Origin of the sequence: Nonomuraea sp. PA05 (assembly GCF_008086045.1) — a bacterium.
In the GTDB taxonomy this organism is placed as follows: domain Bacteria; phylum Actinomycetota; class Actinomycetes; order Streptosporangiales; family Streptosporangiaceae; genus Nonomuraea; species Nonomuraea monospora.
Map to the genome: position 1 here is coordinate 110798 of NZ_VSEY01000011.1, position 20760 is coordinate 131557.

The following is a 20760-nucleotide window of genomic DNA, read 5'->3' on the forward strand; positions in this document are numbered from 1 at the left end:
GTCAGCGCCTGCGGCGCCACTTCTTGAAGATGGCCCGCAGGGTCAGCAGCAGCACGACCGCCACGATCTGGCCGCCGATGACGATGCGGTTGACGTCGACGGCGGGCCGCCACAGGGCGTCACCGTTCTTGAGCACGTACACGCCGGCCGGCGTCGCGCTGAAGCCGAAGCCGCCGCCGCTGCCCCCTCCCTCCTCACCCTTCGCGTCCTTGCCCTGGCCTTGGCCTCCGCCGCCTCCTTGGGCGACCCTGGCCACGGGGATGACGACGACGTCACCGTGCTGGATCGGCTCGCCGAAGACGCGCTTGACCGTCGCGGCGTCCTTCGACTGTTCCACCAGTTCCATGATGTCCATCTCCCCATCGTCACCCCGGGACGCCGGTCAGTCGAACGTCGTGGAAATCTCGTGCCACCCGCCGGGCGCGATCTTCTCCGCCGGCTCAGGCCCCCAGGACCCCTTCTCGTACGGCAGCGGCTTGTCCTCCGCGTCGAGCACCGGCTGCACGATCCGCCACGACTCCTCTACCAGGTCGAACCGGGCGAACCTCCGCGGATCGCCGCTGACCGCGTCGGTGAGGATGCGCTCGTAGGCGGCCTCCATCGGCCCGAGCACCTTGGTGAAGTCGACGCTGACCGGCACCGGCCGGGCGTGCTGCTTGCCCGGCTCCTTGGCCAGCAGGTCGAACGTCACCCCGGCGTCAGGCTGCAGCCGGAACCGGATCAGGTTGGGGCTCTCCGGCGCGCCGCCGTTGCCGAACATGGTCACCGGCGGCCGGCGCAGCTCGGCGACGACCTCCAGGTCGGTGGTCGGCAGGGCCTTGCCGGAGCGGATGCACCAGGGCACCCCGGCCCAGCGCCAGTTGTCGATGTAGGCGCGCAGCGCGACGTAGGTCTCGGTGGTGGAGCCGGGGCGCACGCCGTCGGTGCCGAGGTAGCCGTCGTACTGGCCGCGTACGACGTCGGCGGGGTCGAGGGCCTGCACCGCGCGCAGCACCCGCCACTTCTCGTCGAGCTGGGCCCGCGCGTCGGTGGACGGCGGCGGGTCCATCGCGAGGATGGCCAGGAGCTGCAGCAGGTGGTTCTGCACCACGTCGCGGACGGTGCCGTTGGCGTCGTAGAAGGCGCCCCGGTCGCGCACGTCGAAGTCTTCCGCCATGGTGATCTGCACGCTGCGGATGTGCGACCGGTTCCAGATGGGCTCCAGCAGCGTGTTGGCGAACCGGAACACCATGAGGTCCTCGACCGGCTCCTTGCCCAGGAAGTGGTCGACGCGGCGCAGGTGATCCTCGTCGAAGTGGCGCAGCAGGTCGTCGTTGAGCTCGCGCGCCGAGGCGAGGTCGTGCCCGAACGGCTTCTCCACCACCAGCCGGGCGTCGCGGTTGAGCCCGACGGCGGCCAGCCCCTCGGCGACCGGGGAGAACAGCGCCGGCGGCACGGCCAGGTAGTGCACGAGGAAGCCCTTGCCCGCGGCCTCCTCGCGCAGCCGCTCGAACGTGCCGGGGTCGCCGTAGTCGCCCGCCACCAGCCGCAGATTCCCGGCCAGCTTGTCGAACGCCGCGTCGTGCACGCCGCCGCACGCCTCGCGGGCGTGCTCGCGCAGCCCGTCGAGGTCGAGGTCGGTCTTGGCCACGCCGATGACCGGCAGGTCGAGCCGGCCGTCGGCCATCAGGTGGTAGAGCGCGGGCAGCAGCATCTTGCGCGCGAGGTCGCCCGTGACGCCGAACAGGACGAGCGCGCCGGCTCGCGCCATCTCAGACGCGCCTTCCGCGCAGCTCCCGGTACTTGCGGATCAACTGTTCCGTTGAGGTGTCGGGGAACGTGGCGGGCGGTTCGCCGGAGGTCAGCGCGGGCGCCAGGTCGAGAGCCATCTTCTTGCCCAGCTCGACGCCCCACTGATCGAAGGAGTCGACGCCCCAGATGGTGCCCTCGACGAACACGATGTGCTCGTAGAGCGCGACGAGCTGCCCCAGCGTGGACGGCGTGAGCTTGGGCGCCAGGATGGTGGAGGTGGGGCGGTTGCCCGGCATCACCTTGTGCGGCACGATCTCGGCCGCGGTGCCCTCGGCGGCGATCTCCTCGGCGGTCTTGCCGAACGCCAGCGCCGTCGTCTGGGCGAAGAGGTTGGCGGTGAGCTGGTCGTGCATGCCCTCGCGGTCCTCGTACGGCTCGGCGAAGCCGATGAAGTCGGCGGGCACGAGCCGGGTGCCCTGGTGCAGGAGCTGGTAGAAGGCGTGCTGGCCGTTGGTGCCGGGCTCGCCCCAGAAGATCTCGCCGGTCTTGGCCGTGACGGGGGTGCCGTCGGCGCGCACCGACTTGCCGTTGGACTCCATCGTGAGCTGCTGCAGGTAGGCGGGGAAGCGGTGCAGCCGCTGGCTGTAGGGCAGGACGGCGCGGGTCTCGGCGTCGAAGAAGTCGGTGTACCAGATCCCGAGCAGGGCCATCAGCACCGGCATGTTGGCCTCGAACGGGGCCGTGCGGAAGTGCTCGTCGATGGTGTGGAAGCCGGCCAGCATCTCGCGGAACCGCTCGGGCCCGATGGCGATCATCAGGGACAGGCCGATGGCGCCGTCGTAGGAGTAGCGGCCGCCCACCCAGTCCCAGAAGCCGAACATGTTGTCGGTGTCGATGCCGAACTCCGCGACCTTGGCGGCGTTGGTGGAGACGGCCACGAAGTGGTGGGAGACGGCGTCCTCGCCGAGCGCGTCGACCAGCCAGCGGCGCGCGACCCTGGCGTTGGTGAGCGTCTCCAGCGTGGTGAAGGTCTTGGAGCTGACCACGAAGAGCGTGGTGGCGGGGTCGAGGCCGGCGAGGTTGCCGGTGATGTCGGCCGGGTCGATGTTGGAGACGAACCTGGCGGTGATGCCGGCGTCGGCGTAGTCGCGCAGCGCCTCGTAGGCCATGGCGGGCCCCAGGTCGGAGCCGCCGATGCCGATGTTGACGACGGTCTCGATGGGCTTGCCGGTGGCGCCCTTCCACTCCTTCGACCTGACGCGGCCGGCGAAGGCGCTCATCCTGTCGAGCACCTCGTGCACGTCGGACACGACGTCCTGCCCGTCCACGACCAGCTTGGCGTCACGTGGCAGGCGCAGCGCGACGTGCAGGACCGCGCGGTCCTCGCTGACGTTGATGTGCTCACCGGAGAACATGGCCGCCACCCGCTCGCGCAGCCCGGCCCGCTCGGCCAGGGCGGTGAGCAGGCCGATGGTCTCCTGCGTGGCGCGGTGCTTGGCGTAGTCGAGGTAGAGGTCGCCCGCCGTGACGGTCATCCGCCCGGCGCGGCCCGGGTCCTGCGCGAACAGCTCACGCAGATGCCTGCCCGCCAGCTCCTCGTGGTGCTTACCCAGGGACGCCCATTCCTGGGTCTGGGTGATGTCGCCGTTCACGCGTTCCTCCTCGCGTCGCCAAACCGATCATGCCTGGTTCCATCGTCCCGTAACTGCCTACCCCCCGCCGTTGATTCCGCGCATGGCGGAGCGGTGTTTTATCAGCTCAGTGGGATTCGCGGCCCACCCGGTCGCCGCTCGATCCGATCAGGAAATCGAGGTCGGCGCCCCGGTCGGCCTGGGTGACGTGCTCGACGTAGAGGCGCTCCCAGCCGCGCGCGGGCCTGGCGTACCCGTTCGTGACGGGCTCGCGCGCGTTCAGCTCGGCGTCGGGGACGTCCACGTCGAGGCGGCGGGCGGCCACGTCGAGCACGACGGGGTCGCCGGTGCGCACCCTGGCCAGCGGCCCGCCGGCCGCCGCCTCGGGCGCGGTGTGCAGGACGACCGTGCCGTACGCGGTGCCGCTCATCCGGGCGTCGCTGATGCGCACCATGTCGCGCACGCCCTTCTCCAGCAGCTTGGCGGGCAGCGGCAGGTTGCCGACCTCCGGCATGCCGGGGTAGCCCTTGGGGCCGCAGCCGCGCAGCACCAGCACCGAGGTCTCGTCCACGTCGAGGTCGGGCGAGTCGAGCCGGGCGTGGACGTCCTCGACGCTGTCGAAGACGACGGCGCGGCCGCGGTGGCGCAGCAGCTCGGGCGAGGCGGCGGCGGGTTTGATCACCGCGCCGGAGGGCGCGAGGTTGCCGCGCAGCACGGCGATGCCGGCGTCCGGCAGCAACGGGTTCGAGCGGCGCCTGATGACGTCCTCGTCCCAGATCCCGGCCCCGTCGAGGTGCTCGGCGAGCGGCCGCCCGGTGACGGTGATCGCGGCGGGGTCGAGCAGGTCCTCGACCTCCTTCAGCACGGCGGCCAGGCCGCCGGCCCTGAACAGGTCGTCCATGAGGTGCCGCCCGGCGGGCTGCAGGTCCACCAGCAGGGGGACGCCGGAGCCGGTGCGGTCGAAGTCGTCCAGGCTCAGCTCGACGCCGAGCCGCCCGGCGATGGCCAGCAGGTGGACGACCGCGTTGGTGGACCCGCCGACGGCGGCCAGGGTGACGATGGCGTTGAGGAAGGAGCCCCTGGTCATGACCTGGCTGGGACGACGGCCCGCCATGACCAGCTCGACGGCCAGGCGGCCGGTCTCGTGGGAGCGTTCGAGCAGGCGGCTGTCGGGGGCGGGGGTGCCCGCGGTGCCGGGCAGCGTCATGCCGAGCGCCTCGGCCATGAACGCCATCGTGGAGGCGGTGCCCATCGTGTTGCAGTGGCCGCGGCTGCGGATCATGGACGACTCCGAGCGCAGGAACGCCTCGCGGGACAGGGTGCCCGCGCGCACCTCCTCGCTGAGCCGCCACACGTCGGTGCCGCAGCCGAGCGGCGCGCCCCGGAAGTGGCCGGTCAGCATCGGCCCGCCTGGCACCACCACGGCGGGCAGGTCCACGGAGGCGGCGGCCATGAGCAGCGACGGGATCGTCTTGTCGCAGCCACCGAGCAGCACCACCCCGTCGATGGGGTTGGCGCGCAGCATCTCCTCGGTGGCCATGGCGGCCAGGTTGCGCCACAGCATGGCGGTGGGGCGCACGTTCGTCTCGCCGAGGGAGACGACGGGCAGGTTGAGCGGCACTCCCCCGGCCTCCCACACGCCGTGCACGACGCTCTGGGCCACCTCGTTCAGGTGGGAGTTGCAGGGGGTCAGGTCGGAGGCGGTGTTGGCGATGGCGATGTGCGGCTTGCCGCCCTCGAACGCCTCGGGTGGCAGGCCGCGGCGCATCCAGGCCCGGTGGATGTAGGAGTTCCGGTCGTTTCCTGCGTACCAGCGTGAACTCCTGAACTCCATGTTCGGCACCCTATCGGGGATTCATCCTGCTCTGTTGAGGAATCAGCAGGGGCATGGACCATATAGACGCGTACTGGCGGGCGGCGAACTACCTGTCCGTCGGGCAGATCTACCTGCTGGACAACCCCCTGCTCACCGAGCCGCTGCGCCCCGAGCACATCAAGCCGCGCCTGCTCGGCCACTGGGGGACGACGCCGGGCCTGAACTTCTGCTTCGCGCACCTCAACCGGGTGATCCGCGAACGCGACCAGGACATGATCTACATCGCGGGCCCCGGTCACGGCGGCCCGGCGGCGGTGGCCCACGCGTGGCTCGAAGGGTCGTACTCCGAGCGGTATCCGGACGTGTCGCAGGACGTGGAGGGCATGCGGCGGCTGTTCCGCCAGTTCTCCTTCCCCGGCGGCATCCCGAGCCACGTCGCGCCGGAGACACCGGGCTCCATTCACGAGGGCGGCGAGCTGGGGTACGCGCTGGCGCACGCGTACGGCGCCGCGTTCGACAACCCCGACCTGGTCGTGGCGTGCGTCATCGGCGACGGCGAGGCGGAGACCGGCCCACTGGCCGCGAGCTGGCACTCCAACAAGTTCCTGGACCGCCGCCGCGACGGGATGGTGCTGCCCATCCTGCACCTGAACGGCTACAAGATCGCCAACCCGACGGTGCTGGCGCGGATCCCCGAGCAGGAGCTGCTCAAGCTCATGGAGGGGTACGGCTACCGCCCCCACCTGGTCGGCGCCGACCACGGGGAGATGGCGGGCGCGCTGGACACCGCGTTCGAGGAGATGGCGGCGTACAAGGCGGGCGACGCCGACCGGCTGCCGATGATCATCCTGCGCACGCCGAAGGGGTGGACCGGGCCGAAGGAGGTGGACGGCAAGCCGGTCGAGGGCACCTGGCGCGCGCACCAGGTGCCGCTGGCCAAGGTCAGGGAGAACGCGAGCCACCTGGCCATGCTGGAGGAGTGGATGCGCTCGTACCGGCCGGAGGAGCTGTTCGGCTCGGACGGCAAGCCGGTCGAGGACGTCCTGGTCACCGTGCCGCGCGGCGAGCGCAGGATGAGCGCGAACCCGCACACCAACGGCGGCGAGCTGCTGGAGCCGCTGCGGCTGCCCGACTTCCGCAGGCTCGCGGTGGAGGTCAAGGCGCCGGCCGAGCAGGCGAGCGAGCCGACGCGGGTGCTGGGCGGCTTCCTGCGGGACGTGATCGCCGCCAACCCCAGCACGTTCCGGCTGATGGGGCCGGACGAGACGGCCTCGAACCGGCTGTCGGACGTGTTCGAGGTGACCGACAGGGCGTGGGACGCCGAGACGCTGCCGACGGACGAGAACCTGGGCGCGGGCGGCCGGGTCATGGAGGTGCTGAGCGAGCACCTGTGCCAGGGCTGGCTGGAGGGTTACCTGCTGACCGGGCGGCACGGGCTGTTCAACTGCTACGAGGCGTTCATCCACATCGTGGACGCCATGTTCAACCAGCACGCCAAGTGGCTGGAGTCGTCGCAGAAGATCCCGTGGCGGCGGCCGGTGGCGTCGCTGACGTACCTGCTGTCGTCGCACGTGTGGCGGCAGGACCACAACGGGTTCAGCCACCAGGACCCGGGCTTCCTCGACGTGGTCGTCAACAAGAAGGCCTCGGTGGTGCGGGTCTACCTGCCGCCGGACGCGAACACGCTGCTGTCGGTGGGCGACCACTGCCTGCGCTCCAGGGACTACGTGAACGTGATCGTGGCCGGCAAGCAGCCGGTGCTCGACCTGTTCACGATGGAGGAGGCCATCGCGCACAACACACGCGGGCTCGGCATCCTGCCGTGGGCCTCCACCGACGAGGGCAGCGAGCCGGACGTGGTGCTGGCCTGCGCGGGCGACGTGCCGACCCTGGAGACGCTGGCCGCCGCGGCGCTGTTGCGCGAGCATCTGCCCGAGCTGAAGGTCCGGCTGGTGAACGTGGTCGACCTGATGCGGCTGCAACCGCCGTCGGAGCATCCGCACGGCATGCCGGACGCCGAGTTCGACACGCTGTTCACCGTCGACAAGCCGATCATCTTCAACTTCCACGGCTACCCGTCGCTGATCCACCAGCTCACCTACCGGCGGCACGGGCACGCCAACATCCACGTGCGCGGCTACAAGGAGGAGGGCACCACGACGACGCCGTTCGACATGTGCATGCTCAACGACATCGACCGCTTCCACCTGGTGATGGACGTCATCGACCGGGTCCCGGGGCTCGGCAGCAAGGCGGCGCACCTGCGCCAGCACATGAGCGACGAGCGGCTGCGGGCCCGCGCGTACACGCGGGACCACGGTGAGGACCCGGCCGACATCAGGTCGTGGACGTGGCCGCACCCGTCCTGAGCAGCGGCTAGGCGCGCGGTACCGCGGGGACCCAGAACTCCACCGTGGTGCCCGCGCCGGGCGGCCCGTCGATGGTCCACCACCCGCCGGCCGCCTCCGCCCGCTCCCGCATCTCGGCCAGCCCGTAGTGCATGGCCTCGCCGTCCTTGGCGGCCAGGCCCGCGCCGTCGTCGCGGACGCGGACGTGCACGCCCCGGTCGAGCGAGGCCAGCTCCACGACGACCCGGCTCGCCCCGGCGTGCTTGCGGACGTTGGTCAGCGCCTCCTGGCAGATGCGGTAGACGGTCACGGCGGCCTCGTAGGGCGGCTCGGCGTCCAGGCGGCCGCTCAGCTCGAAGGCCAGGCCGTCACCCGGCATCAGCTCCCGCAGGTAGTCGTTCAGACTGGCCATCAGTCCCCCGGCCGGCGGGTGCAGGTCGAAGGCCAGTTCGCGCAGGCGGCCCACGGCACCGTCCACGACGCCGCCGAGCGCCCGCACCACGCCGGCGTACTCCTCGGGCAGTTCCTGGCCCCACAGGCGTAGCCGCATCCCGACGTTGATCATTGACTGGATGGTGTCGTCGTGCACGTCGGAGGCGATGCGCCTGCGCTCCCGCTCCTGCGCCTGGACGAGGCGGGCCAGCAGCATGCCGCGCTCGTCGAGGGCTCTGGCCATGCTGCGCCGCTCGGTCAGGTCGCGGGTCACCTTGCCGTATCCGCGCAGGCCGCCCCTCTCGTCGTACAGGGCGGTGAGGGTCACGCTTGCCCAGAAGCGGGTGCCGTCCTTGCGCACCCGCCAGCCTTCCTCCTCCCACCGGCCGTCGGCGGCGGCCGCCCGGAGGCCGGCGGCGGGTGTGCCGCGCTCGATCGCCTCGGGCGGGTAGAAAACCGAGAAGTGGGTGCCGATGATCTCGTCGGCCGTGTATCCCTTGATACGTTCGGCCCCGAGGTTCCAGCTCACGATCACGCCGCGGGGATCGAGCATGAAGATGGCGTAGTCGCGGATGCTCTGGACGAGCAGCCGCATATCCTCCCGCGAGGGATCGTGCTCGGGCATACCGCAGCCTTGCACGACATGAGCGCAGAGCCAAACCCGATCAACGCAGAGCCACCGTGAGAGCCACTGTGAGAGCCACCGTGCCGGGCCCTCTCACGCTTCGGACGGCCGCACCTGAAGCGGGGCAAGCCGGGCGGCCAGCTCGCACCACACCACCTTGCCGTCCTGACCGGGCGAGATGCCCCATCCGGTGGACAGCAGCCGGACGACGTGCAGCCCCCACCCGTTCAACGGCCCCGGTTCACGGGTCTCGGGCAGCGCCACGCCGGTGTCGCCCACCTCGATCCGCACCTGCGACGTGCTCGCTCTGACGCGTAACGCCGGCGGGCCGTCCCCGTGGACGAGCGCGTTCGTCACCAACTCGGACACGACGAGCAGGACGTCCTCGTGACGCCCTTGGTAATCGCACTCCTTCAGGACCGTTCCCGCCAGGCGGCGTGCCACCGTGATGCTGCCCATTTCCTCCGGCAACTTGGTGTCCACCTGGTAACGCTCGGCCTCCTCACCTTCCACGCATCTACTCTCGGGGAGCCGCGTAGCTGGTCACGAGACGCAAGCGCCTCATGACATCTGATGCAGCTATGGGACCCGGACTAGTACAAATGCGTCAATCCAACAATCCGTCGCGGCGGGCGAGGGCCACCGCTTCCAGTTTCGAGCGGGCGCCCAGCTTCTCCAGCACGTGCTGGACGTGGTTGCGCGCCGTGTTGCGGGCCACGCCCAGCCGGTCGCTGATCTCGTACGTGCTGGCGCCCTCCGCCAGGAGCAGCAGCGTCTCGCGCTCACGGGCGGTCAGCGCCGAGCCCACGTGACCCGCGCGGCCGGTCAGCCGGTCGAGCACGCCGGGCAGCAGGCCGGGCGCGAAGACCACCCCGCCGGCGGCCACCTCCCGCACCGCCGACTCCAGCTCGCCCAGCCGCGACGACTTCACCACCAGCCCCGCCCCACCGGCCGCCACCACCCTGGCGGCCACGGACGCGGTCGCCTCGCCGGTCAGCACCAGCACCCGCGCCCTCGGCGCCACCGCCGCCAGCCGGCCGATCGCGGCCACGCCGTCGCCGTCGGGCAGCCTGCGGTCGAGCACGACGACGTCGGGCTGGCACCTGCCGGTGTCGGCCAGTGCTCCGGCGATGCTCCCGGACTGCGCGACCACCTCGATGTCGGGCGCCCTGCCCAGCGCCAGGCCGATGGCCTCCGCCACCATGGCGTGATCTTCCACGAGAACCAGCCGGATCGGAGCGGCGGTCGGCATGGTGCGTAGTCCCTTGGGGGTCGCTGAGTCGGTGGCGGGTGCCTGTGCTGCTGCCTCGCCGTGGTCCGGGCACCTAGAGCAGTCTTGCACGTGCGGTGCGTACGCCGCAGGTCACTGTCACACCTGCGGTGCTGCTGAAGCCTGCCGAGCCCAAATGGGCCGAAAGTGACACATACACCTCCTCACTACCACCAATTGGCCTATGACTGACCGGGTCATTACGTTGGTAGGGTTGTCCGGAAATGTGCGGATCTGGACGGGTGGGTTAGGTGGAGGTCGAACAAACAGCACTGCCGGGAATCGGACTACGACACGACTTCACCACCCGAAAAGGACAACGGGTCGGCGTCGTGTCCCACCGCACCGGCCGCCGGGACCTGGTGATTTACGACAAGGAAGACCCGGACGCCGTCTGCCAGACGGTCAAGCTCAACGACGAGGAGGCCGACGCCCTGGCCGAGCTGCTGGGCGCGCCCCGGATCGTCGCCCGGCTCAACCAGCTCCACCAGCAGGTCGAAGGCCTGGTCAGCGTGCAGCTCCCGATCCCGGCCGGCTCCCCCTACGCGGGCCGCCCGATGGGGGACGCGCGCGTGCGGACGCGTACCAGCGCCTCCATCGTCGCGGTGGTGCGCGCCGGGCAGGTGTTCGCCAGCCCGGGGCCCGAATTCCCCTTCGCCGCCGGTGACGTCGTGGTCGTCGTGGGCAGCGAGGAGAGCACCGCAGAGGTCGCCGACATCCTGGCGAACGGGTAGGGCCGCGGGTGCACCATACCGCGATCGTCTTCCTCGAGTTCGGTGCTGTCCTCCTAGGCCTGGGAATCCTGGGCGCGCTGGCGTTGCGCGCGGGCATCTCGCCCATCCCGCTCTACCTGATAGCCGGTCTCGCGTTCGGCACCGGCGGCGTGCTGCCGCTGGCCACGAGCACGGACTTCCTCGAAATCGGCTCCGAGCTGGGCGTGGTGCTGCTGCTGCTCACGCTCGGCCTCGAATACAACGCGGACGAGCTGGTCACGAGCCTGACGGGCAACGCCCGCGCCGGCATCGTGGACCTCGTGCTCAACGCCGCCCCCGGCGCCATCTGCGCGCTCCTGCTCGGCTGGGGGCCCGTCGCGGCCGTGGCGATGGCCGGCGTCACCTACGCCACCTCCTCCGGCATCACCGCCAAGGTGCTGTCCGACCTGGGGTGGCTCGGTAACCGCGAGACGCCCACGGTGCTGTCGCTGCTGGTGTTCGAGGACCTGACGATGGCCGTCTACCTGCCGGTCCTCACCACTCTGCTGGCCGGGCTCAGCTTCGTGCAGGGCGCGATCTCGGTGGGCATCGCGCTGCTCACGGTGAGCGTGGTGCTGGTCGTGGCGTTGCGGTTCGGACGCCTCATCGAGGCGTTCGTCTCCAGCCCCAACTCCGAGGTGCTGCTGCTCAAGGTGGTCGGGCTCGCGCTGCTGGTCGCCGGCCTCGCGCAGCAGCTCCAGGTATCGGCGGCGGTGGGCGCGTTCCTGGTGGGCATCGCCCTGTCGGGCCAGCTCGCCGAGGACGCGCACGCGCTGCTGGCGCCGCTGCGCGACCTGTTCGCGGCCGTCTTCTTCGTCTTCTTCGGCCTGCAGACCGACCCGAAGGCGATCCTGCCGGTGGCCGGCCTCGCCGCGCTGCTCGCCCTGGTCAGCATGATCACCAAGCTGCTGACCGGCATGTACGCGGCCAGACGCGCGGGCATCGCCAAAGCCGGCCAGGCGCGGGCGGGCATCGCGCTCATCCCGCGCGGCGAGTTCAACATCGTCATCGCCGGCCTGGCCGTCGGCGCGGGCGTGCACCCCGACCTGGGCGCGCTGGCCGCCGCGTACGTGCTCATCCTGGCCGCGTTCGGCCCCCTGGCGGCCAAGCTGGTGCAGCCGTTCATCACCGCCATCGCCAAGCGCGCCTGAGCGTGATCCGCTAGTTTGTTCGCATGGCAGAGCGCAGGCACGGCGTCCCGGCGCCGCCCACCGAGACGACGATCAGGTCCGCCGACTGGGACGGCCGCGAGATCTCCGGCGAGCGGCACCACCGGGTGCTGTTCCAGGACGTGGACATGACCGAGCTGGTCGACCACGGCTCGTCGTTCGAGGAGTGCCAGTTCAGGAACGTGCGCTTCAACGTGTCCACGCACACCGACGCGCGCTTCCTGAACTGCGTGTTCTCGCGCTGCTCGCTCTTCGACGCGACGTTCGAGAGCTGCAAGCTGACGGGCAGCGTGTTCGAGGGCTGCACGTTCGGGCTGCTCAAGGTGGACGGGGGCGACTGGTCCTACGTCGGGCTGGCCGGCGCCGACCTGCGCGGCAGCACCTTCCGCGGCGTCCGGCTGCGCGAGGCCGATCTTTCCGGGGTCCGGCTGGAGGGGGCCGAGCTGCGGCGGGCCGATCTTTCCGGGGCGTGGCTGCGTGAGGCCGATCTGACCCGGTGTGACCTGCGCGGCAGCGATCTGAGCACGCTGGATCCGCGTGAGGTGACGCTCGCGGGGGCGATCATCGACCCGTTCCAGGCGACGCTGGTGGCGGGCGCGCTGGGCTTCGACGTACGGGACTGACGGCACTTTCCGGCCCGCACGGGTACGCGCGCCCCGGGGAGTGCGTGCCGTGCACGAGGATGTCCATGTGCCGAACGCCGAACTCACCGCCGCCGAACAGGCCGTGGCCACCGCCATCCGCCGCGGCCAGGACGTGGACCTGCGCTCGGGCGACCCCGTCCACGACTCCCCGGCCAACGCCGCCGCCTGGGGCGCCGAGCGCGGCATCCGGGCGGAGGTGCTGGCGGAGCTGCTGCTCGGCGAGTACACCGGCCCGGCGGACAAACCGGCCCTGCGCCTGTCCGGAGCACGCATCACCGGGCTGTTACACCTGGCGTTCAGCGAGGTGGACCTGCCGGTCACCTTCCGCGACTGCGCCTTCGACGAGACCCCCGACCTGTACCAGGCCCGCACCCGCTTCCTCAGCTTCGCCGGCTGCTCCCTGCCTGGCCTGATCGGCTCCAACCTCCAGGTCGAGGGCGACCTGCGGCTGGCCGGCTGCCACGTCACCGGCGAGCTGCGCCTGCGCAGCGCCCGCATCAGCAGCAACTTCTCGCTGAACGGCGCCCACCTGGAGCCCGCCGCCGGGGCCGCGCTCAACGCCGAGCACCTCGACGTCGGCAGCAACCTGCTGGCCCGCGACGGGTTCCGCTGCGACGGCGAGATCATCCTCACCGCCGCCAGGATCGGCGCGGCGGTGAACTTCGAGGGCGCCCGGCTCAGCGCCCCCGGCGGGCTGGCGTTCGGCGGCTCGAACCTGGTCGTCCCGGTGGGCCTGTTCGCGCGGGCGATGACCGTGGAGGGCGAGGTGTCGTTCCGCTTCGCCCGCGTCTCCGGCCCGCTCACCCTGCGCGGCTCCGTGCTGCGCAACCCCGGCGGGCTCGCCCTGCACGGCGGCGGGCTGAACGCCGAGGCCGGCCTGTACCTGTCGCGGATCGAGACCGAGGGCACCGTCTGGCTGGAGGGCGCCGCCGTCGGCCGCACGCTCAACCTGGACGGCGCGCGCCTGCGCGCCCCTGGCGGCGTGGCCCTGCGCGGCGACCGCCTCGCCGTGGACGGCGCGCTGCTGGCCCGCGAGGGGATGTCGGCCGAGGGCGAGATCAGCCTGACCGACGCCTCGGTGTCCGGCCCCGCCCACTTCACGGGCGCCACGCTGGTCAACCCGGGCGGCGCCGCCCTGTCGGCGAACGGCATCACGGTCGGCAAGGTGCTCAACCTCTGCGAGGGCTTCTCGGCTCAGGGCCGGATCCGGCTGACGTACGCGCAGATCGGCAGCCGCCTGTGCTTCGACGACGCCACGCTGGAGGCGCCCGGCGGCAAGGCCCTCACCTGCCGCCGCCTGGAGGTGCGCGAGCTGGCCATGCGGACGGCCAAGCCGGTGCGGGGCGCGGTGGACCTGCGGCACGCCCGGATCGGCGTCCTCCAGGACGACGCCGCCGTGTGGCCGGACGAGCTGTGCATGGACGGGCTGTCGTACGAGGTGCTGGAGCCCATGCTGCCCGCCGCCGAACGGCTCGCCTGGCTGCGCCGCGACCCCGAAGGGTACCTGCCGAACGCGTACGAGCAGCTCGCCGCCATGTACCGGCGGCTCGGCAGCGAGGCCGACGCCCGCGCCACCCTCCTCGCCGGGCAACAGCAACGCCGCGACACCCTGCCCGGATACGCCCGCTTCTGGGGTCACCTCCAGGACGCCACCGTCGGCTACGGCTTCCGCCCGCTGCGGGCGGCGGCCTGGCTGGTGGCGCTTCTGGCGGTGGGCACCGTGGTGTTCCAGATCGTCCAGCCGCCGGCGCTGAAACGCGGGGAGGCGCCGGACTTCAACGCGTTCATGTACAGCCTCGACCTGCTGCTGCCGATCATCGACTTCGGGCAGGAGAAGGCGTTCAACCCGGGTGGGGGGACGCAGTGGCTGGCGTACGGGCTGATCGCGGCGGGGTGGGTGCTGGCCACCACGATCGCCGCCGGGTTGACCCGGACGTTGCGTCGCGCCTGAGCGGCATCTCAGAGCAGGAGGTTGACGACGATCGTCAGGAGCACCGACAGTGCCTCAAGCGGAGCGATGCCCGGGCGGCGCCGCGCTCAGGCGCTGACGGCGCGCAGGGCGCCCGGGTGGCGGCCGGTGAGGTGGTCGAGGGCGGTGGCCGTGGCGGCGTCGGCGGGCAGGTAGACGAGGATCCGCTGGTCGTCCGCCAGCAGGTCGAGCGGCTCCCGGGTCAGCCGCAGCTCGCCGGCCCCCGGGTGCGCCATCCGCTGGACGGGCGCCAGGCGCGGCGGCCCCGCCGTGCGCGCCATGCGCTCGGTGAACGCCTCGCCCGCCGCGAACGACAGCAGGTCGATCAGCTCACCCGCCCACGAGTCGTCGGGCCCCGCCTCGTACTTGAGGGCGGCGGCCTGCTCGTCGGCCACCCTGTCCCAGTCGGGGAAGGCGATCCTGGCCCGCACGTCGGTGAAGACGTACCGGGTCAGGTTGGGCGGGTCGCCGTCGAGCAGGCCGATGGGGCCGAAGAGGCGCTCGAAGCCGGTGGTGCGGGCGATCACCTCGCCGAGCCGGTTGAGCAGCGCGGCGGGCGCGGGCTCCAGCCGTTCGAGCAGGGCGCGCACGCTGGGCCGGACGACGCGGGCGGGCGCCTGACCGGCGGCAGGGCAGAGCGCGATGCCGCCGCTGGTGACCTTGGCGAGGTGGCGCAGGTGCATGCGCTCGTCCGGGGTCATGCGCAGCGCGTCGGCCAGCGACACGAGCACCTGCACGGACGGGTTGCGGTCGCGGCCCTGCTCCAGCCTGGTCAGGTACTCGACGCTCACCCCCGCCACCGTGGCCAGCTCCGACCTGCGCAGCCCCGGCGTGCGGCGCCGGCCGCCGGGGGACAGGCCGACGTCGGCGGGCTTGAGTGCCTCGCGGCGCAGGCGCAGGTAGGCGCCCAGCTCGTTCTCGCTCACGGCTTCGAGTCTACGGATCCCGCTCCCGCTTAGCGTGGCCCTCCCGGGGCCAGTCTGGACGCGGTCTCCCTGCGGGCGCGGCGGGACGGCAGGCTGAGGGCCATGACGAAGATGAAGTTGGCGGTGCTCTCGGGCAGCGTCCGCGAAGGGCGTTACGGGCCGGGGATCGCCCGATGGTTCACCGAGCAGGCGTCCACGCACGGGCTGTTCGACCTGGACGTGATCGACCCGGCCGACACGGCCCTGCCCGCGGCGCTGCCGCTCGCGCCGGAGCTGCTCATGGACGTGTCAGGCCGTTCTGAGGAGATGCGGCTGCTGGCCGGGCGGCTGGAGGCGGCGGACGCGTTCGCGGTGGTGACGCCCGAGTACAACCACAGCTACCCCGCCGCGCTCAAGCACCTCATCGACTGGCACCTGACACAGTGGCAGGCCAAGCCCGTGGCGCTGATCTCGTACGGCGGGCAGGGCGGCGGCATCCGCGCGGCCGAGCACCTGCGGCAGGTGTTCGGCGAGCTGCACGCCGTGACGATCCGCAACTGGCTCAGCTTCGACCAGCACTGGACCCGTTTCGAGCCCGACGGCCGGCTGACCCGCGACGCCGAGGGCGCGGAGGCCGCGGCCAAGGCCCTGCTCGACCAGCTCGGCTGGTGGAGCACCGCGCTGCGGCAGGCCAGGCGCGCCGTCCCCTACCAGGCGGCCTGACGATGCGGTACAGACTGCTGGGCCGGACCGGGCTGCGGGTGTCGGAGCTGTTCCTGGGCGCGATGACCTACCGCGAGGTCTCGCCCGAGGCGCGGCAGATCTTCGACCTGTACGAGGAGTCCGGCGGCAACGTCGTGGACACGGCCTCCATGTACGGCGAGAGCGAGAACGTGGTCGGCGAGCTGCTGCAAGGCCGCCGCGACCGTTTCGTGCTCGCCACGAAGTACACGCCGACCCGTGACCGCACCGACCTCAACGCCGCCGGCAACCACCGCAAGAACCTCGTCCTGTCGCTGGAGCAGAGCCTGCGGCGGCTGCGCACCGACTACATCGACCTGTTCTGGGTGCACGTATGGGACCGGCACACCCCGATCGAGGAGACGATGCGGGCGCTGGACGACGTGGTGCGCTCGGGCAAGGTGCTCTACGTGGGCATCTCCGACGCGCCCGCATGGGTGGTGAGCAGGGCGAACACGCTGGCGGAGTGGCGAGGGTGGACGCCGTTCGCGGGGCTGCAGGTGCCGTACAGCCTGCTGCGGCGCGACATCGAGCGGGAGCTGCTGCCGATGGCGCAGGGGCTCGGCATCAGCGTGGCGGCGTGGGGGGTGCTGGCGCACGGCGTGCTGTCCGGCCGGTACGCCGAGCCGGGCGCGGCGGCCTCGCGCGTGTCCCCCGAGTCGATCAGCGAGCGGGACCGGGCCGGGGTGCGGGCCGTGCTGGAGGTGGCGGGCGAGCTGGGCGTCACGGCCTCGCAGGTCGCCATCGCGTGGGCGGTGCGGCGCGGGGTGCATCCCATTCTCGGGACGAGCAGCGCCGCGCAGCTCAAGGACAACCTGGGGGCCTCGGACGCGGCACGGGCACTGCCCGAGGAGGCGATGCGGCGGCTGGAGGCGGCGGTGGAGTTCGACCTGGGGTTCCCCGGCGACTTCGTCGGGGAGGTGGATCGCAGCCCGGACATCTACGGCGACGCGCTCCCCCGCCTGGACGGCCGCTGAACGCGAAACCGGCTCAGCAGAGCGCCGTGTCTGACAGCGCTCAGCAGAGCGCCATGGCCGTCTGCCACAGCCCCGGCAGCGCCGCGAGGACCCGGTCCCCGCGGCGCCGCCGGGCGGCGAACGTGTCCACCCCCAGATCGGCCAGCAGCTCGTGGAACTCGTCCGCGTACTCCGCGGGCAGCCCCGCCGCCGCCCGCTTGGCCAGGCACCGCGCGTACGTGGCCGCCAGCCAGAAGACCGCCTCCCTGTGCAGGCCTCGCTCGATGAGCTCCATGCTGCCGTCGATGGCGGCCGGCCGGGCGGCGGCGGAGATGTCGGAGTCGAACCGGTAGCCGGGCACCCGGACGGAGGCGGTCGCGTCGAACGCCTTGGCCAGCGCCGCCAGGTGCCGCCGCACCTGCCCGGGGCCGAGGTCGGCGCAGCCGAGCAGGCCGAGCAGGCTCTCGTGGAAGTCGAGCCGCCCGTGCTCGGCGAGCAGCTCGCGGACGGCGGCGTACCGGCGGCGGACGGTGGGGTTGCGCAGCCCGGCCACCAGCAGGACGTGCGCGGTCACCCCGGTGCCGAACAGCCAGGCGGTGACCTGTTCTGGCAGCGGCGCGGACCCGTCCATGCCGTTGATCCAGCCGCGCACCCGGTCCATGGCGTTGGTGCAGCGGGCCAGGATCCAGGGCCGCTCGGCGAAGTCGCGGGAGACGATCCGCTGGAGCTCGGTCAGCCGCCCTGACGGGTCGGCCAGCACGCACGGCAGGTGGAAGCTGCCCGCCAGGTGGTAGTCGCTGAGGACTTCGTGCGGGGAGCCGAGGGGCGCCGTGGAGGACACCTCCAACAGCACCCCCTTATACGGAAATTTCCCGATGTGGGCTATGTGGGTGGACGGTTCCGCCACCACCATGACGTCCACGTCGGAGGTCGGCGCCAGCTCCTCCCCCGGGTCGGCCCACAACGCCGACCCCGTCAGGAACGCCCCGCCGAACCCGGGCAGCCCGGCGCCCTCTTCCCGCACCCACTCCTGCGCGACCCGCCTGGCCTGCTCAATCCGCATGCACTTCCTCCCGATCGGGCCTCCGGCGCGAGCTCCTGATCAGCACGAACGCGCCCAGCACCACCAGCACCGCCAGCCCGCCCCAGATCCAGCCGGGAACCCCGGCCGAGGCGGCGGCGGGCTGCTCCCCGGCGACCGCCGAGGGCCGCGCCGCCCCCGTGCTGGGGGCCGCGCTCGCGGGCGAAGCGGATGCCGTAGCTGATCCTTTCACGTTGAAGGGAATTTCACCCTCAATGGGATGCCCGTCAGAAGAGACGACACGCCACGCGATGACGTACGAACCGGGCGGGAGCGGCTGGGGCACCTCGGCGAACACCACCGGCCCGTCCAGCCGCGGCTTCCCCAGCGTGACCTCCTTCCCTGCGGCGTCGTGCAGCACGACGAACGGGAACTTGACGCTCGCGCTGTACTCCAGCTCGATCTCCTCGACCGAGGTGACCTCGGCGTCCCTGGCGGGCGAGCTGCGCTTGAGCGTGTCGTGGGCATAGGCGGGCGAAACGGGCAGAGTGAGCGGCAGGGTGAGCAGCAGGGCGCAGGTGAATGCGGCCATGAGGGCCTTGCGAAATGCCATGATGGGTCTCCGAAATGATCTTCCGGACGACCGCGCCCGTGGCGCCGGACGTCCGGACACAGGCAAGGGCAGAGAAGGGAAACGCGGCGTTCAGGCCGCGGGTGGCCCTCGCCTGCTGATCGTGCCGGAGACCGTCCGGCCCGGACGCACGAGGGCGCCGGGAGTCCTCGGCCGCCATCGGGGCGACGGCGCGCCCACGCCGTCCGCGACGGGGGCGGTGACGAGCAGCCGCACGACCGGGCGCGGCGCCCCGTACAGACGGATCATCAGCCACAGCGCGCTCTCGCCGCGATGCAGCCACCACGCCGTCAGCCCCGCCACCACGAGGTGGACCAGCACCATGCCGGGCGCGGGATGCCCGTGCCCGTGGTCGGACGCGGTGCCGGGCGCGAGCCGTTCGAAGAGCTGGTGCAGGACGAGCTGGGTGCCGGCGGTCGCGGCGAGCACGGCCGCGGGCCCGCGCTCGCGTCCGTCGATCAGGTACGCCAGCCCGAGCGCGGCCAGCACCCCGGCCAGGCAGACCCCGAACGGCACCGCGCCGCCGCCGGCCAGCACGTGCCCGCCCGCCGACACGGCGCCGCAGACCGTGGCGAACACCACGGCCCGCGACAGCCTCAGCACCGCGGACGCCACCGGCGGCGCGGACACTGGAACGGGCCCAGGAACGGGCACGGGGGCGGGCACAGCAGACATCTTTTCACAAGGTTCTCGGCCCGCCGAGGTTCGAACCGCGCCTGTGAGGGCAGCGGACTTCGATGGACATCGCCACGAGCGCCGGCCAGGACCTGGAACGCGCGGTCCGCCGGGAGCTGATGGACGCGGGCTTCACTGTAGAGCCTTCATTGATGTCCGCCGATGGCGGGCTCGGAGTATGGCATGATCCCACGCGCGGGGTCGTCATCACCTGGGGCACCTCAGCGGACCAGCTCGTCCGGCACGCGACCATCCGCTCTGCGGTCCTGCTCGCGCTGCGGACGGTCCTGATCGAGGCGGGTCATCAGGTCAGGGAGGACTTCAACGGCCTGGAGCTCGTCGTCACGGAGTGACCCGGCGCAGCGGCTCGCCGACCTCGTGCAGGTGGCGCAGCGCCTGCCCCCACGACTCCAGCAGCCCGCACTCGGCGTAGCCGACGCCGAGCGAGGCGCAGTAGTCGCGCACGATGGGCTGCGCCCTGCGCAGGTTCGCGGTGGGCATGCTGGGGAACAGGTGGTGCTCGATCTGGAAGTTCAGGCCGCCGAGCGCGGTGTTGACCAGCCGGCCGCCGCGCACGTTGCGCGAGGTCAGCACCTGCTTGCGGAGGAAGTCCAGCTCGTCCTCGGCGGTGAGGACCGGCATGCCCTTGTGGTTGGGCGCGAACGTGCAGCCGAGGTAGACGCCGTAGCAGGCCTGGTGCACGGCCAGGAAGAGCAGCGCCTTGGGCAGCGGCAGCACCAGCAGCAGCGCTCCCAGGTACGCCAGCACGTGGGCGGCCAGCAGCGCGCCTTCCGTCCCCCGGTTCTTCAGCGACTTCCTGCGCAGCGCGCGGAAGCTCGACACCTTCAGGTTCACGCCTTCGAGGGTGAGCAGGGGGAAGAACAGGAACGCCTGCCACCGTCCGACGAACCGGGGCAGCCCCCGGCTGGCCTCGGCCTGCCGCCGCGACCAGATGAGCACGTCGGGCGCCACGTCCGGGTCGTGCTCCTCGTGGTTGGGGTTGGCGTGGTGGCGGGTGTGCTTGTCCATCCACCAGCCGTAGCTGAGCCCGACGGCCAGGTTGCCGACGATCAGCCCGGCGATCCTGCTGGCCCGCCTGGAGCGGGAGATCTGCCCGTGCGCCAGGTCGTGGGCCAGCAGCGTGACCTGGGCGAAGGCCACGGCGAGCAGCACCGCGACGCCGAGCTGCCACCAGGAGTCGCCGAGTACGGCGAACGCCGCCCAGGTGCCCGCGAACAGGGCGGCCACCAGGCCGATCCGCATCGCGTAGTAGCCGGGCCGCTTGTCGAGCAGCCCGGCCTCGGCGATGCGTCGCGAGAGCCGCGCGAAGTCGCTCCCCCGCTGCGCAGGGGCCGGGCGGGAGGTCTCTGCCACAGTCACGTTCTCGTCTCCGATGCCGGGGAGTGGATGATCTCTCCTCAGCATCGCGAGCGAAGGCGGCCTG

At 71.8% G+C, this 20760-nt stretch carries 20 protein-coding genes; 8 read left to right on the forward strand and 12 right to left on the reverse strand.

The genetic code is table 11. From position 1 onward, the window contains the following. Position 1: 1 nt before the first annotated feature. The 4 genes from FXF51_RS19035 to FXF51_RS19050 form a co-directional block, all read right to left on the reverse strand. Positions 2–355, reverse strand: a complete 354-nt coding sequence (locus FXF51_RS19035; protein ID WP_148435830.1) for a GerW family sporulation protein — start codon at positions 353–355, stop codon at positions 2–4. A 27-nt stretch (positions 356–382) separates the two neighbouring features. Further along, complete coding sequence (gene zwf, locus FXF51_RS19040; RefSeq protein ID WP_148435831.1) at positions 383–1750, reverse strand: glucose-6-phosphate dehydrogenase; 1368 nt, start codon at positions 1748–1750, stop codon at positions 383–385. Position 1751: 1 nt separating this feature from the next. Beyond that, positions 1752–3383, reverse strand: coding sequence for a glucose-6-phosphate isomerase (gene pgi, locus FXF51_RS19045; protein WP_148435832.1), 1632 nt, complete (start codon positions 3381–3383; stop codon positions 1752–1754). Between the two features lie 106 nt (positions 3384–3489). Then, positions 3490–5196, reverse strand: a complete 1707-nt coding sequence (locus FXF51_RS19050; RefSeq protein ID WP_148435833.1) for an IlvD/Edd family dehydratase — start codon at positions 5194–5196, stop codon at positions 3490–3492. Between the two features lie 53 nt (positions 5197–5249). On the opposite strand from FXF51_RS19050, the gene FXF51_RS19055 reads away from it, so the two are divergent. Further along, entirely contained in the window at positions 5250–7547 is a 2298-nt protein-coding gene (locus FXF51_RS19055) for a phosphoketolase (protein WP_148435834.1), read from the forward strand. Between the two features lie 7 nt (positions 7548–7554). Here the strand turns inward: FXF51_RS19055 and FXF51_RS19060 are convergent, their stop codons facing one another. The 3 genes from FXF51_RS19060 to FXF51_RS19070 all read right to left on the reverse strand — a co-directional run bounded on the left by FXF51_RS19060 (position 7555) and on the right by FXF51_RS19070 (position 9835). Then, a complete protein-coding gene (locus FXF51_RS19060; RefSeq protein WP_148435835.1) occupies positions 7555–8583 on the reverse strand; it encodes a PAS domain-containing sensor histidine kinase in 1029 nt (342 codons plus the stop codon). 93 nt (positions 8584–8676) lie between these two features. Beyond that, entirely contained in the window at positions 8677–9096 is a 420-nt protein-coding gene (locus FXF51_RS19065) for an ATP-binding protein (protein WP_148435836.1), read from the reverse strand. 94 nt (positions 9097–9190) lie between these two features. Continuing rightward, positions 9191–9835, reverse strand: a complete 645-nt coding sequence (locus tag FXF51_RS19070) for a response regulator (protein ID WP_148435837.1) — start codon at positions 9833–9835, stop codon at positions 9191–9193. A gap of 269 nt (positions 9836–10104) precedes the next feature. On the opposite strand from FXF51_RS19070, the gene FXF51_RS19075 reads away from it, so the two are divergent. The 4 genes from FXF51_RS19075 to FXF51_RS62685 are packed head-to-tail and all read left to right on the forward strand — an operon-like array spanning position 10105 to position 14369. Then, positions 10105–10587 carry a cation:proton antiporter regulatory subunit gene (locus FXF51_RS19075; RefSeq protein WP_148435838.1) on the forward strand — a complete coding sequence of 161 codons (483 nt, stop codon included), beginning with the start codon at positions 10105–10107 and terminating at the stop codon, positions 10585–10587. Positions 10588–10595: 8 nt separating this feature from the next. Next, complete coding sequence (locus tag FXF51_RS19080; protein ID WP_148435839.1) at positions 10596–11756, forward strand: cation:proton antiporter; 1161 nt, start codon at positions 10596–10598, stop codon at positions 11754–11756. Positions 11757–11779: 23 nt separating this feature from the next. Then, on the forward strand, positions 11780–12397 hold the full coding sequence (locus FXF51_RS19085) for a pentapeptide repeat-containing protein (RefSeq protein ID WP_148435840.1): 618 nt from the start codon (positions 11780–11782) through the stop codon (positions 12395–12397). Positions 12398–12446: 49 nt separating this feature from the next. Beyond that, positions 12447–14369 (forward strand): hypothetical protein, encoded by a 1923-nt coding sequence (locus FXF51_RS62685; protein ID WP_148435841.1) that lies wholly within the window; start codon positions 12447–12449, stop codon positions 14367–14369. A gap of 86 nt (positions 14370–14455) precedes the next feature. Here the strand turns inward: FXF51_RS62685 and FXF51_RS19095 are convergent, their stop codons facing one another. Next, a complete protein-coding gene (locus tag FXF51_RS19095; protein ID WP_148435842.1) occupies positions 14456–15313 on the reverse strand; it encodes a helix-turn-helix domain-containing protein in 858 nt (285 codons plus the stop codon). Between the two features lie 102 nt (positions 15314–15415). Here FXF51_RS19095 and FXF51_RS19100 point away from each other — a divergent pair, with 102 nt between their 5' ends. Beyond that, positions 15416–16015, forward strand: a complete 600-nt coding sequence (locus FXF51_RS19100; RefSeq protein ID WP_148435843.1) for an NADPH-dependent FMN reductase — start codon at positions 15416–15418, stop codon at positions 16013–16015. 2 nt (positions 16016–16017) lie between these two features. Further along, entirely contained in the window at positions 16018–17010 is a 993-nt protein-coding gene (locus tag FXF51_RS19105) for an aldo/keto reductase (RefSeq protein ID WP_148435844.1), read from the forward strand. A gap of 40 nt (positions 17011–17050) precedes the next feature. Here FXF51_RS19105 and FXF51_RS19110 read toward each other — a convergent pair whose 3' ends face one another. The 3 genes from FXF51_RS19110 to FXF51_RS19120 all read right to left on the reverse strand — a co-directional run bounded on the left by FXF51_RS19110 (position 17051) and on the right by FXF51_RS19120 (position 19316). Further along, on the reverse strand, positions 17051–18052 hold the full coding sequence (locus FXF51_RS19110; protein ID WP_148435845.1) for a hypothetical protein: 1002 nt from the start codon (positions 18050–18052) through the stop codon (positions 17051–17053). Further along, on the reverse strand, positions 18042–18623 hold the full coding sequence (locus FXF51_RS19115; RefSeq protein WP_148435846.1) for a copper resistance protein CopC: 582 nt from the start codon (positions 18621–18623) through the stop codon (positions 18042–18044). Before FXF51_RS19115 ends, FXF51_RS19110 begins: the two co-directional genes overlap by 11 nt. A 90-nt stretch (positions 18624–18713) precedes the next feature. Further along, on the reverse strand, positions 18714–19316 hold the full coding sequence (locus tag FXF51_RS19120; protein ID WP_148435847.1) for a hypothetical protein: 603 nt from the start codon (positions 19314–19316) through the stop codon (positions 18714–18716). Positions 19317–19378: 62 nt separating this feature from the next. Between FXF51_RS19120 and FXF51_RS19125 the strand changes: the two genes are divergently transcribed. After that, positions 19379–19669, forward strand: a complete 291-nt coding sequence (locus FXF51_RS19125; protein ID WP_148435848.1) for a hypothetical protein — start codon at positions 19379–19381, stop codon at positions 19667–19669. On the opposite strand, the gene FXF51_RS19130 is transcribed toward FXF51_RS19125, so the two are convergent. After that, on the reverse strand, positions 19659–20696 hold the full coding sequence (locus FXF51_RS19130; RefSeq protein ID WP_262379649.1) for a fatty acid desaturase family protein: 1038 nt from the start codon (positions 20694–20696) through the stop codon (positions 19659–19661). The genes FXF51_RS19125 and FXF51_RS19130 overlap by 11 nt on opposite strands. Between the last annotated feature and the right edge of the window lie 64 nt (positions 20697–20760).